The following is a 12,262-nucleotide window of genomic DNA, read 5'->3' on the forward strand; positions in this document are numbered from 1 at the left end:
GCCAGAACAGGTCCGCCATCGCCGCCTCCGTGCTGCAAACGGCGGCTCTGAATCACAAAACCAGAATTCTCGCAACGTCTTGGTTCGGTTCACACCCTAGGACTTCGTGTTACTTGATGGGTGAAGGATTTCTGCTGGCGTCAAGCAGGTTTTGAAGGCGGGTCACAACCCGGATGATAGCTTTCAACCGGCTGGAGATGTAATTCGGAGCGGCGCCGATTTCTCTAATCTCGCCTACTCCCGTGCACGATGGGACGCGCCGCTTGGCTTGCGCTCGTATGATGCAAGCCGTCCGAGTACCGTCGCCGAGACGTATATCGAAGGCATCTTCCACGCCCCGATGTGGCCCTTTTGCGCCGCGACAGGCTTCCCTGCGCAGTGTGTACGCACGCTAGGCTGCTAAGTTATTGTAGGGATTGGCGGCACTTAGCATGCGGGAGCGTCGGATCCTCCACCTTCGGAGGGCAACCCTCTATCCAGCTGAGCTATGGGTGCTGACCGTGTCGCTTTGGTAGCCCATGCGAGGGCTCCGCGCAACGGGGGTGTGGAGGCCTTCGCGCACCATGGGATGGGTGCGAGGGAGCCTCAGGCACAGGTCACGGGGTCGGGCGCGCGGGCGGTGATCGTGAAGCACCGGTGGGATGCTCGGCGGCGGCAGGCCTGGCGGACCTCGCTGGTCGGGTAAGCCTCCATGAACTTCGATACGCACCTTCGAAGATTTTCGACAAGCACCTTCGCCCGCTGAATGGACCCCTCAAGTAGCGGATAGCGTCCGCTTCAAGATGTTCGAAAGCGCTCGAAGGCCAGCTTCGGCACCGGCGCTGTCAATGATCTTTTAAGCGCAGGCATTTAAGCACCCGACGACTATCGCATAGGATACGCCGGTGCCTGGACGTCTCAGAGTTGCAGCAACGATCGTCGGGCTCTGCTCGATCTTGACCATCACCCGGGCGCAGGCCGAGGAGCGCGTTCTGCGGCTCGGCTTCCTCTTCGCCCAGACTTCGCAACTCGGGGCGGGGGCGGAGCGCTTTGCCAAGGACGTCGCCCAGCGCACCGGCGGCACCACCCGCGTCGAGCTGTATCCGAACGGCACCATCGGTGGCGAGGTCGAGATGGCGGAGGAGCTCCGCCTGGGGCACCTCGACATCGCCTTCATCACCAGTGCGCCCTTCTCCAGCATCATCCCCGAATTCGGGATCTTCGACATCCCGTTCCTGTTCCGCGATGCCAGCCATGCCCACGCCGTCTTCGACGGCCCCGTCGGGCAGGATTACCTGAAGAAGTTCCAGCAGAAGGGCATGGTCGCGCTCGCCTGGGGCGAGAACGGCATGCGCCACATCACCAATTCGAAGCATCCGGTCATGAACCCGGAGGACCTGAAGGGCCTCTCGATGCGGGTGCCGCAATCGGACATCATGCTCACGGGCTTTCGCAGCCTCGGGGTGAAGGCGGAGCCGCTGGCCTTCCCGGCACTCTACGGCGCGCTGCAATCCGGGCAGTTCGACGGGCAGGAAAACCCGATCGCGGTCATCTCGGCCTCGCGCTTCGAGAAGGTCCAGAAGCACCTGACCCTCAGTGGTCACGTCTATTCCTGGGCCGTCATCGTCATGTCGAAGACGGCCTGGGACGCCCTCGGCCCTGCCGAGCAGAAGGCCTTCACCGAGGCTGCCCGGGCTGCGGGCCAGGTCTCCCGCGAGGCGGCCGGGCGCGCGGAGCGGGAGGGGGTGGACGAACTGCGCAAGGCCGGGATGAACGTGGTCGCCTCCGTCGATCGCGCCGCCTTCGAACAGAGCCTGCAATCCGCGACCGCCGGATTCAGCGCCAGGTTCGGCGCCGAAACGATCCGCCAGATCAAGTCCGTCCGCTAACGCTTTCGAGGCTCCCGCCCATGTCCCTTCTCCGTCCGGACTCCCTTCTCCGCCTCGACTCCCTCCTCCGCCTCGACCGCCTCTCGGTCTCCCAGCGCATTCTCGCGGGTTTCGGCGTGGTGCTGCTGCTCCTCACCGTGTCCGCGCTCATGACCTTCCGCAGCGTCAGCGTGCTCAACGCCGAAATCGAGGCCACCGGCGCCCGCATGCAGGCGGCCGAGGAGGCGAGCGCGTTCGAGCTGCGCCTCAACGGGGCGCGGCGCCTGGTGCTCAACTACATGCGCACGGAACAGGGCGAGATGTTGAGCGACCTCAAGACCGGTCTCGCCGCCCTCAAGGCGGAGATTGCCGGCCAACAGGCGGACGGCCGGGACGCGGCGGTCCGGAACCGGGCTCTCGACTACGTCACCGGCGCCGATGCCCTGGTGAGCGTGATGCAGAAGCGGAAAGCCGCCCTCGGCGACCTGGTGAAGCTCGGTGCCACGCTCTCGAACGCCGGTTACGCGATGGCGCAGCGCGCCGCGCCAGAGCCGGGTCTTGCCGCCGCGACCTTTCGCGCCGATCGGGCGCTCCAGGCCAGCATGAGCGCCGTCTATCTGTTCCGCTCCAGCAACAACCCGGCGGATGCCAGCACCGCCACGGTCGAGTTCGGGCGCTACACCCGGGAGCTGCAGGCGTTGTCCCAGCTCGACGAGGCCGGACTGCTCCAGACCTCCCTCAAGGTGGCGAATGCAAGGGTCGCAGCCTTCAAGGCAGCTCTGGACGGCGTCCTGCAGGGGGCCAATGACGTCGAGGTCGCTTATCAGGCCCTGAAGCAGACCGGCGACGGGCTGATCGGCCTCGGCCGGGAGACCCGGGAACGGGCAGTCCAGGAGCAGCGCCAGATCATGACGGTGATGACCGAGGATGCGAGCCAGTTGAGCCAGCGGGTGATCGGGATCGGAGCCGTCGCCCTGGTCATCGGGGGGCTGCTCGCCTGGCGCGTCGGCCGCGGCGTGTCCGGGCCGGTGACGGCCATGACCGGCGCGATGCAGCGCCTCGCCGCAGGGGATCACGGCGTGATCGTGCCGGGTGCCCGCCGCGCCGACGAGCTCGGCGCCATGGCGCGGGCGGTGCAGGTCTTCAAGGACGCACTCATCGCCAAGGAGCAGGCCGACGCTGCGGCCGCCGAGGAGGCGGACGCGAAGACGCGGCGTGCCGACCAGCTCGACGCCCTGACGAAGGCGTTCGAATCGAATGTCTCCGTTCTCACGCAGGGTCTGGCCGGCGCCGCCACGGAGATGGAGGCCACGGCCCAGGGCATGGCAGGCACCGCGGAGCAGACGACCCGGCAATCCACCGGCGCGATGCGGGCGGCCGAACAGACCTCGGCGAATGTCCAGACCGTCGCCGCGGCCACCGAGGAGATGTCCGCGTCGATCCAGGAGATCACGCAGCAGGCCGGTCAGTCGGCCCGCATCGCCCAGCAGGCGGCCGACGAGGCGCGCCGGACGGATGGGCTGGTCCGGCAGCTCGCCAGTGCGGCCGAACGGATCGAGACCGTCGTCGCGATGATCAACAAGATCGCCGGACATACGAATCTCCTGGCGCTGAATGCCACCATCGAGGCGGCCCGGGCGGGTGAGGCCGGACGGGGCTTCGCCGTCGTCGCCTCCGAGGTGAAGGAGCTCGCCGGTCAGACCACGCGCGCGACGGAGGAGATCGCCGGGCAGATCGCGTCCATCCAGGCCGTCACGCAGGATTCCGTCGCGGCCATCCAGGCCATCGGCAGCACGATCGGGCAAATGGCGGCGGCCTCCAACGCCATCGCGGCCGCGATGGAGCAGCAGGGGGCGGCGACCCAGGAGATCGCCCGAAACGTGCAGCAGGCGGCCAACGGGACCGGACAGGTCGTCGGCAGCATCGACGACGTGCGCCTCGGCGCCGATTCGACGGGCACGGCGGCGACTCAGGTGCTCGGCGCGGCACAGGCGCTCTCGCACCATTCGGAAAGCCTCCGCCAGGAGGTGGGCACGTTCCTGACGGCGGTGAAGGCTGCCTGAGGCGGCCGGACGGCGTCGAACAGGCGGGAGACCGGGATCGAACCGGTCTCCCCGGCTCGACGAGGGCGTTCCGCATTCCGCGCGCGGCGTCGCCGTCATCGGACGATCACGGCGGGACGTGGTGGCGGCCGAGCGAAGCGCAGCAATGCGGGTTCCGCCATCGCAGCCGGATTAAAGTGCGCTCTGTAACGTGCCTAGATGTCCTGAAATCAAACCTTGAAATCGAGCGTATGCGTAGACGCCGGCCCTTGTGGAGACTTCGCGTTACGGCATAGATTCTGGACAACAATCATTTTCGACGACCCCGATCCGACAGGGCGCATCGTCCTGTGTGAACGGAAGCGCTGGCTGCCGAGGCCATCCTCGAGCCGGCCTTCCGTCAGTACGAACGGGAACGCGCATATCGCCGTGCCATACGCCCGAGAAACGAAGGCGGGGCGCGCAGGGGAGGAACGATGAGCGACGCATCCGACGCCGTGCGGCGGACGAGGTCCGTGGTGCGCGCGCCACAGAGCTTCGTGGCCGGCCTCGGGCTGGTCCTGCTCGGGATGTTCGGCCTCTGGGCCGCGAGCGATCTGCCGCGGGGCACCCTCGGCGCCATGGGACCCGGCATGCTGCCGCATTGGGTGGCGATCGGCGTCGCCGCCTGCGGAAGCGTTCTCGCCGTGACGGGCCTCGCCCGCGAAGGGGCAGGCCTGCAGACCACAGGCCTGCGCGGCCCCCTCACCGTCGTGCTGGCCATCCTGGCCTTCGCGATCACGATCCGGCCCTTCGCCCTCGGCTCCGTTGCCAGTCCGGGCCTCGGTCTCATCGTTGCGGGACCGCTCGCGGTGATCATCGGAGGCTATGCGACTCCCGAGGCGCGCTTTCGCGAACTTCTCATCCTGGCCCTGCTCCTCACCGCCGGATGCATGCTGCTGTTCGGCGACCTGCTCAACCTGCCCATTCCCATCTTCCCCACCGCCCTCATCGAGGCGGCGAGCGGGACGATTCCGTCGCGCGTCATGCTGCGGCTCGCGGCCGGTGCGCTCGCCCTGGCGGGACTGGGCCTGCTCGCCCTGGAGCGCCGCTCCACCCGCCGGAGCCGGACCGACGTCGCCCCGCACGCGATGACGACCTGATCGGGAGCGCGGCACGTGACGGATCTCCTCGCCAATCTCGGCCTCGGTTTCGCCGTCGCGCTGAGCCTTCAGAACGTGACGCTCTGCTTCCTGGGTTGCCTCGTCGGCACGCTGATCGGGGTGCTGCCCGGCGTCGGGCCGATCGCCACCATCGCCATGCTCCTGCCGATCACCTTCGGGCTTGATCCCGTCGGCGCCCTGATCATGCTCGCAGGGATCTATTACGGGGCGCAGTACGGCGGCTCCACCACCGCGATCCTCGTCAACATCCCGGGTGAGGCGACTTCGGTCGTCACCACCCTCGACGGGCACCAGATGGCGCGCCAGGGCCGGGCCGGCGTGGCGCTCGGCATCGCCGCCATCGGCTCGTTCTTCGCCGGCACCGTCGCCACCCTGCTGATCGCGGCCCTCGGCGCACCGCTGACCCGCCTCGCGCTGATCTTCGGACCGGCGGAGTATTTCGCCCTGATGGTGATGGGGCTCGCCTTCGCGGTCGTCCTCGCGCACGGCTCCGTGCTCAAGGCCGTGGCCATGATCCTGGTCGGCATCCTGTTCGCCACGGTGGGCACCGACCTCGAGACCGGCCAGGAGCGGATGACCTTCGGCTTCGGCTTCCTGACCGACGGCGTCGACTTCTCGGTGCTGGCGATGGGCCTGTTCGGGGTCGCCGAAATCCTGCGCAACCTCGACCAGACCGAGACCCGAGAGATCGCCCGGGCGCGGATCGGCCGCCTGCTGCCGAGCTGGGCGGACCTGCGGCAGGCGGCCCCCTCGGCGCTGCGCGGAACTGCGATCGGGTCGATCCTCGGCATCCTGCCCGGCAACGGCGCCGTGCTCGGCCCCTTCGCGGCCTACACGATCGAGAAGCGGCTCGCCCGCGATCCGGGCCGGTTCGGGCGCGGGGCCATCGAGGGCGTCGCCGGCCCGGAGAGCGCCAACAACGCCGGCGCGCAGACGGCCTTCATTCCACTCCTCACGCTGGGCATTCCGCCGAACGCCGTGATGGCGCTGATGGTCGGCGCGATGACGATCCACGGCATCGTTCCGGGTCCCGGCGTGATGACCAAGAACCCCAACCTGTTCTGGGGCATGATCGCGTCGATGTGGATCGGCAACCTCATGCTGCTCGTCATCAACCTGCCGCTCGTCGGCATCTGGGTGCGCCTGCTGAAGGTGCCCTACAGGCTGATGTTCCCCGCGATCCTGATGTTCTGCTCCATCGGCATCTACTCCATCAATGCGCAGCCGACCGACGTGATGCTGATCGCGGCCTTCGGGGTGTTCGGATACGGGCTGATCAAGTTCGGCTTCGAGCCCGCGCCGCTCCTGCTGGGCTTCGTCCTGGGCAAGCTGATGGAGGAATACCTGCGCCGCGCCCTCACCCTGTCGCGCGGCGACGCCCTGGTGTTCCTCGAGCGCCCGGTCAGCGCAGTGCTGTTCCTCGTCACCTTCACCATCCTGGCGGCGGCGCTGCTGCCGTCGCTGCGACGAAGCCGCGACGCGGTGTTCACGGAGGCCTGACGGCGTGGACGCCTCGGCGTCTTGCGGCAACGGGTTCGACAACCAGAAACCAGAAGGATGAGGAACATGAGACGGGCACTCGCCATCGGCCTCCTGTCGGCACTCGCTGCGTTCGGTGCGGCCGCCGACACCTATCCCCAGCGCCCGATCACCATGGTGGTGCCCTTCGCGGCCGGCGGACCGACCGACGTGGTGGCGCGGATCGTCGCCGAACCGATGTCGCGCGCGTTGGGCCAGCAGGTCGTCATCGAGAACGTCACCGGGGCCGGCGGCACCACCGGCATCACCCGCGCCGCGCAGGCCGCGCCCGACGGCTACACCATCATGATGGGCCACATGGGCACGCACGGCGCCGCGCCGGCCCTGTTCAAGGGCTTGAAATACGATCCGGCCAAGAGCTTCGATCCGATCGGCCTCGCCGCCGGCACGCCGATCGTCATCGTCGCCAAGAAGAGCTTCCCGGCCCAGGACCTGAAGGGCTTCATCGAGGTGCTGAAGGCCCGCGGCCCGACGATCAACCAGGCTCATGCGGGCGTCGGCTCCGTCTCGCATTCGACGGGCGTGCTGTTCAACTCCCTCGCCGGCGCCAAGCCCACGCTCGTGGTCTATCGCGGCACGGGGCCTGCGCTGAACGATCTGATGGCGGACCAGGTCGACTTCATGACCGATCAGATCGTCAACGTCGCGCCTCAGATCGCCGGCGGGACGATCAAGGCCTACGCCATCGCCACGCCCGAGCGCTCCCCGAGCCTGCCCGACGTGCCGACGACAAAGGAGGCGGGCCTGCCCGGCTACGAGGTCAGCGCCTGGAACGCCGTGTTCGCGCCGAAGGGCCTGCCGGCGGATGTCAGGGCCAAGCTCACCGCCGCCCTCGACACCGCGCTCAAGGACCCGGCCACGACCAAGCGCATCCTCGATCTCGGCGGAACCGTGCCGAAGGAGGCCGAAGCGGGTCCCGCCGCCCTGCAGGCACTGGTCGAGCGCGAGGTGGCGCGGTGGACGCCCGTGCTCCGCTCCGCCGTCGAAGCCAATCCCTGACACGACTTCGGGGCCGGCCTCCCGTCCGGGGGGCCGGCTCTTTCAACACGTCGGTTGCCCTTCTTCGCACGGGCGTCCAGGACAACGGGCGCCGGCACGGGACACCACCGCTTCACCGGGCCGGAGCATCAGAGGCGCCTGATCGTGGATTCCTACCTTACCTCCTCCTTCCTGCTGTCGCTCCTCCAGATCGTCTGGATCGACATCATCCTGTCGGGCGACAATGCGGTGGTCATCGCCATGGCCTGCCGAGGCCTGCCCGAGCGGCAGCGGCGGATCGGCGTCTTCGCGGGCGCCTTCGCGGCGGCCCTGCTGCGGATCTTCTTCGCCGTCATCATCTCGCAGTTGCTGGCGGTGCCGCTGCTGAAGGTCCTGGGCGGACTCATCCTGCTGCACATCGCCGTCAAGCTGGTGCGCGGCGAGGAAGAGGACGAGAGCGCCGTCAAAGAGCATTCCAGCCTGCCCAAGGCGATCTGGACCATCGTGGTGGCGGATGCCGTGATGAGCTTCGACAACGTCGTGGCGGTGGCGGGCGCAGCCAAGGGGCACGACGAGCTCTTCATCATCGGCCTCGCCTTGTCGGTGCCGCTCCTCGTGGTCGGCGCCAGCCTGATCACCCGGCTGATCGACCGGTTCCCGATCCTGATCTGGTTCGGCGGCGGATTGCTCGGCTGGGTGGCCGGCGAGATGATCGCCACGGATCGGCTCGTTCAGCAGCAGATGGTCGCGGTGCTGCCCGCAGGCCTGCAGGGGGCCGTCCCGCACGCGATGGGCGTCCTCGGGGCCGCGCTGGTGGTCGGCATCGGCCTCCTTCTCAAGCGCAAGTCCGACAGGGCCATCGCGCAGCAGCAGGCCGCAGCGGTGGGCCGGGCAGAGGCGGACGTGCTCGGCAGCTGATCGATCGAGACTTATGTTCCGATCGAGGTTTGCGTTCCGATCAAGACTCGCGCTCCGATCAAGACTCGCGTTGTTTCGGCGGGCCTTGCCCGGCTCGGCGCGGCGACAGGTGACGGGTCAAAAAAAAGCCCCGCCTTCGAGGGGCGGGGCCGATCGGTTCGGTCGCGTGGGTCCGCTGATACGGGCCGGGGGACGGTCCGTCAGGCCGCCAGCTTCACCGCGGAGGCCGGAACGTTGTCGTTCACGATCGCCAGTTCGCCGGCCGAGATGACGGACGCAGTGCTCTTCGGGGTCAACCGATCGGCCACGAAGGCCACGAGCGCGATGTTGGCGGTACCGGCGGCGACGACGAGAAGCAGGGTGAGCATGAAGGTTGTCCCGAGAAGCGATTGCGTTGACGCTGATATGACGCTTCCCGCCCAAGACTGGTATGCCAGATGCGTTATGCCAGATATACCAGTCCTGCATGGATGAGGATACGAACCGGTCAGGTCGAAGTATCTTGCATTATGGTTCTTAGACTTCATGTTCGAGACAGCAATATTATGCCGCGCGCCGTCACCGCGTCATCGGACCTCCGAAGCCTGCCTCAACGGCCGTTCGCGTGCCCGACGAACACGTGATGGGCGAACAGAGCGCGGTATGGCACCCGAGGCGGACCTGACGCGTTTTCCTGCCGGTCTTGGACGAAGGCGGTGCCGTGCCGGATTGGATTGAACACACGATCTGGTGGCAGGTCTTCCCGCTCGGCTTCGTCGGCGCCGAGCCCGAGACCGCAGCGGGTGCTCCCGTCGTGCATCGCCTGGATCACCTGCAGGCCTGGCTCGATTATGCCGTCGAGCTCGGCGCCACGGGACTTGCGCTCGGGCCCGTCTTCGCCGCCTCCACCCACGGCTACGACACGGTCGATCCCTTCCGGGTCGATCCCCGCCTCGGCGACGAGGCCGATCTCGTTGCCCTGATCGAGGCCGCCCATGCGCGGGGCCTGCGCGTGCTCCTCGACGGCGTCTTCAACCATGTCGGACGCGCGCATCCCGCCTTCCAGGAGGTTCTGCAGCAGGGCGAGCAAGCACCCAGGGCCGGGTGGTTCAAGCTGTCCTGGCCGCATGGCGGTCATCCGGGCGCGGAGCCGGACTACGCCTGCTTCGAAGGGCACCGGCAACTCGTGACGCTGAATCACGACGCGCCCCCAGTGGCCGATTACGTCGTCTCCGTCATGACGCACTGGCTCGCCCGCGGCGTGGATGGCTGGCGCCTCGATGCGGCCTACGCCGTGCCGCGGCGATTCTGGGCCGATGTCCTGGGCCGCGTGCGGTCGGCCCACCCGGACGCCTACCTGCTCGGCGAGGTGATCCACGGCGATTACGCCGCCCTCGTGCGCGACACCGGCCTGGATGCGGTGACCCAGTACGAGCTTTGGAAGGCCATCTGGAGCGCGCTCAACGACCGTAACCTGTTCGAACTCGCCCACGCGCTCGACCGCCACAACGCCTTTCTCGATACGTTCGTGCCGCTCACCTTCGTGGGCAACCACGACGTTACGCGGATCGCCAGCCGCCTCGTGGATGAGCGCCACCTTCCCCATGCCCTCGCGATCCTGCTCGTCTGCGGCGGCACGCCTTCGATCTATGCAGGTGACGAGCAGGCCTTCCGCGGCCTGAAGGAAGATCGCATCGGCGGGGACGATGCGATCCGGCCGGTTTTTCCAGACACGCCGGCCGATCTCGCCCCCTTCGGCTGGCCGATCTACCGGCTGCACCAGACGCTGATCGCCCTGCGCCGCCGCCATGCCTGGCTGCACCGCGCCCGCACGCGGACGCTTCACCTGACGAACACCCAGCTCGTGCTGTCGGTCGGCGACGGAACGCGACGCCTTCTCCTCGCCCTGAACCTCGCCGAGGACGCGGCGGTCGTTCCGGCGCCGGACGCCCGCTCGGTGGAAGCCGGAGAGGCTGTCGTGACGGACGCCGGAACACGGGATGCGCGGGCAAGTCTCGGACCCCATCGCTGGGCCGTGCTGGCCGTCTGACACGCTCGCGAACGGCCTGCGCGGGACAGAACGCTCGGCGCGAGACGGCGCGGATGCGTGCGTGGTTTGCGAACCGGCCGCGGTCCCGTATCCACGGTGTCGGTATCGGAACCCCGGGGCGGCTGTGGAAGAGGCGTTTCATCGGTGGATCGCGGCGTCCGGGTCGATCCGATCCAACGTCCTGATGGGGATCGGTCTGGCGTCGGCGCTTCTGCTGACGATCCACGTGCTTCTGCACAAGCGCGAGGTCGGCACGGCCATCGGGTGGATCGGACTGGCTTGGCTCGCGCCCCTCTCCGGGTCCGCGCTGTACCTGCTGTTCGGCATCAACCGCGTCACCCGCCGCGCACGACAGCTCGCGGTGCCCCCCTCGGAGCCGGCGCAGACGGAGCCGCCGCAGGCACCCGCGATCGCCCCGGCCTTTCGGGCGCTCGACCACGCTGTTCGACACATCACGCGCCTGCCGCTGGTGGCGGGCAACGCCGTCCGCCTGCTGCGGAACGGCGACGAGGCCTATCCGGCGATGCTCGACGCCATCGGCCGCGCGCAGCGGTCCGTGGCCCTGTCGAGTTACATCTTTCGCAATGACCGGACCGGTGCGGCCTTCTTCGACGCCCTCGTCGCCGCGAAGGCCCGGGGCGCCGAGGTCCGCGTGCTGATCGACGGCATCGGCGGCGGCTACTTCCGGCACCCGATCTACCGGCGCCTGCGGGGGGCCGGCGTGCCGGCCGCCCTGTTCATGCACTCGGCCCTGCCCTGGCGCATGCCGTTCCTGAACCTGCGGACGCACACCAAGCTCCTCATCGTCGACGGCGCGACCGCCTTCACCGGCGGGATCAACATCGCGGACGAGAACCGCGTCGGCTGGCATCCTCCGAACCCGGTCCGCGACACCCACTTCCGCATCGAAGGGCCGGTCGTCCGGCAGCTCGCGGGCGCCTTCGCCCGAAGCTGGATGTTCGCCGCGGGCGAGGATCTCCACGGCGACCGCTGGCAACCCGCCCCGGCCAGCGACAGCACGGCCTTGGCCGGCGGCACGGCGGCTTTGGCCGGCGGCACGGCGGCTTTGGCCGGCGGCACGATGGCCCGGGTCGTGACCTCCGGGCCGGATGCCGACATCGAGAAGATCGAGCACGTGGTGCTGCATGCCCTCAACGGGGCACAGCGCAGCATCCGGCTCGTCACCCCCTACTTCCTGCCGAGCGAAGTGCTGACGATCGCGCTCCTGCTCGCGGCGACCCGGGGCGTCGGCGTGGACGTCATCATTCCGCGTGCCAGCAACCACCGGTTCGTGGATTGGGCCACCCGTGCCCATGTCGGCCTGCTGCTGGATCACGGCGTCCGGATCTGGCTGAACGATCCGCCCTTCGAGCATTCCAAGATGCTCGTCGTCGACGAAACCTGGTGCTTCGTCGGCAGTGCGAACTGGGACATGCGGAGCTTCCGCCTGAACTTCGAACTCAACCTGGAGCTCTACGACCCGGCTCTGGCAACCGAGCTCGGCCGGTCCATGCAGGCGAAGATGACGACCCGCCTGGAATGCGCCGAGCTGACCGGTCGCAGCCTACCGGTCCGGCTCCGGGACGCGAGCGTGCGGCTGTTGCTGCCCTATCTCTAACCCCCCGATCTCTTATCTCTGCCCCGCCCCGGGATCGGATCGTGTCTGGGGAGCGCGGTTCGACGGCGCACGAATCCGCAGCTCGCCCGGGCAGGGGTGACGTCGAAGCGCGGAATCGGTCGCCCCCG

Annotated in this window: 9 protein-coding genes; 8 read left to right on the plus strand and 1 reads right to left on the minus strand. The window is 68.3% G+C overall.

The window, feature by feature from the left end; all coding sequences use genetic code 11:
- The first annotated feature begins 884 nt into the window (after nucleotides 1-884).
- The 6 genes from ASF60_RS06645 (at nucleotide 885) to ASF60_RS06670 (ending at nucleotide 8,487) form a co-directional block, all read left to right on the plus strand.
- Nucleotides 885-1,868, plus strand: a complete 984-nt coding sequence (locus tag ASF60_RS06645) for a DctP family TRAP transporter solute-binding subunit (protein ID WP_056182328.1) — start codon at nucleotides 885-887, stop codon at nucleotides 1,866-1,868.
- A gap of 20 nt (nucleotides 1,869-1,888) precedes the next feature.
- Nucleotides 1,889-3,910 carry a methyl-accepting chemotaxis protein gene (locus ASF60_RS06650; RefSeq protein ID WP_056182331.1) on the plus strand — a complete coding sequence of 674 codons (2,022 nt, stop codon included), beginning with the start codon at nucleotides 1,889-1,891 and terminating at the stop codon, nucleotides 3,908-3,910.
- 455 nt (nucleotides 3,911-4,365) lie between these two features.
- Nucleotides 4,366-5,031 (plus strand): tripartite tricarboxylate transporter TctB family protein, encoded by a 666-nt coding sequence (locus ASF60_RS06655; RefSeq protein ID WP_056182336.1) that lies wholly within the window; start codon nucleotides 4,366-4,368, stop codon nucleotides 5,029-5,031.
- A 15-nt stretch (nucleotides 5,032-5,046) separates the two neighbouring features.
- Nucleotides 5,047-6,552, plus strand: coding sequence for a tripartite tricarboxylate transporter permease (locus ASF60_RS06660; RefSeq protein ID WP_056182339.1), 1,506 nt, complete (start codon nucleotides 5,047-5,049; stop codon nucleotides 6,550-6,552).
- A gap of 66 nt (nucleotides 6,553-6,618) precedes the next feature.
- On the plus strand, nucleotides 6,619-7,590 hold the full coding sequence (locus ASF60_RS06665; RefSeq protein WP_082507796.1) for a tripartite tricarboxylate transporter substrate-binding protein: 972 nt from the start codon (nucleotides 6,619-6,621) through the stop codon (nucleotides 7,588-7,590).
- Nucleotides 7,591-7,734: 144 nt separating this feature from the next.
- A complete protein-coding gene (locus tag ASF60_RS06670) occupies nucleotides 7,735-8,487 on the plus strand; it encodes a TerC family protein (protein WP_056182345.1) in 753 nt (250 codons plus the stop codon).
- A 200-nt stretch (nucleotides 8,488-8,687) separates the two neighbouring features.
- On the opposite strand, the gene ASF60_RS25095 is transcribed toward ASF60_RS06670, so the two are convergent.
- Nucleotides 8,688-8,855 (minus strand): hypothetical protein, encoded by a 168-nt coding sequence (locus ASF60_RS25095; RefSeq protein WP_200935886.1) that lies wholly within the window; start codon nucleotides 8,853-8,855, stop codon nucleotides 8,688-8,690.
- Nucleotides 8,856-9,187: 332 nt separating this feature from the next.
- Here ASF60_RS25095 and ASF60_RS06675 point away from each other — a divergent pair, with 332 nt between their 5' ends.
- Both ASF60_RS06675 and ASF60_RS06680 read left to right on the plus strand, forming a co-directional pair.
- Nucleotides 9,188-10,516, plus strand: coding sequence for an alpha-amylase family protein (locus ASF60_RS06675; protein ID WP_056182647.1), 1,329 nt, complete (start codon nucleotides 9,188-9,190; stop codon nucleotides 10,514-10,516).
- 124 nt (nucleotides 10,517-10,640) lie between these two features.
- Nucleotides 10,641-12,134 carry a phospholipase D-like domain-containing protein gene (locus tag ASF60_RS06680; protein WP_056182349.1) on the plus strand — a complete coding sequence of 498 codons (1,494 nt, stop codon included), beginning with the start codon at nucleotides 10,641-10,643 and terminating at the stop codon, nucleotides 12,132-12,134.
- Nucleotides 12,135-12,262: the final 128 nt, after the last annotated feature.

It is taken from the genome of Methylobacterium sp. Leaf113, from assembly GCF_001423325.1.
GTDB lineage: Bacteria > Pseudomonadota > Alphaproteobacteria > Rhizobiales > Beijerinckiaceae > Methylobacterium.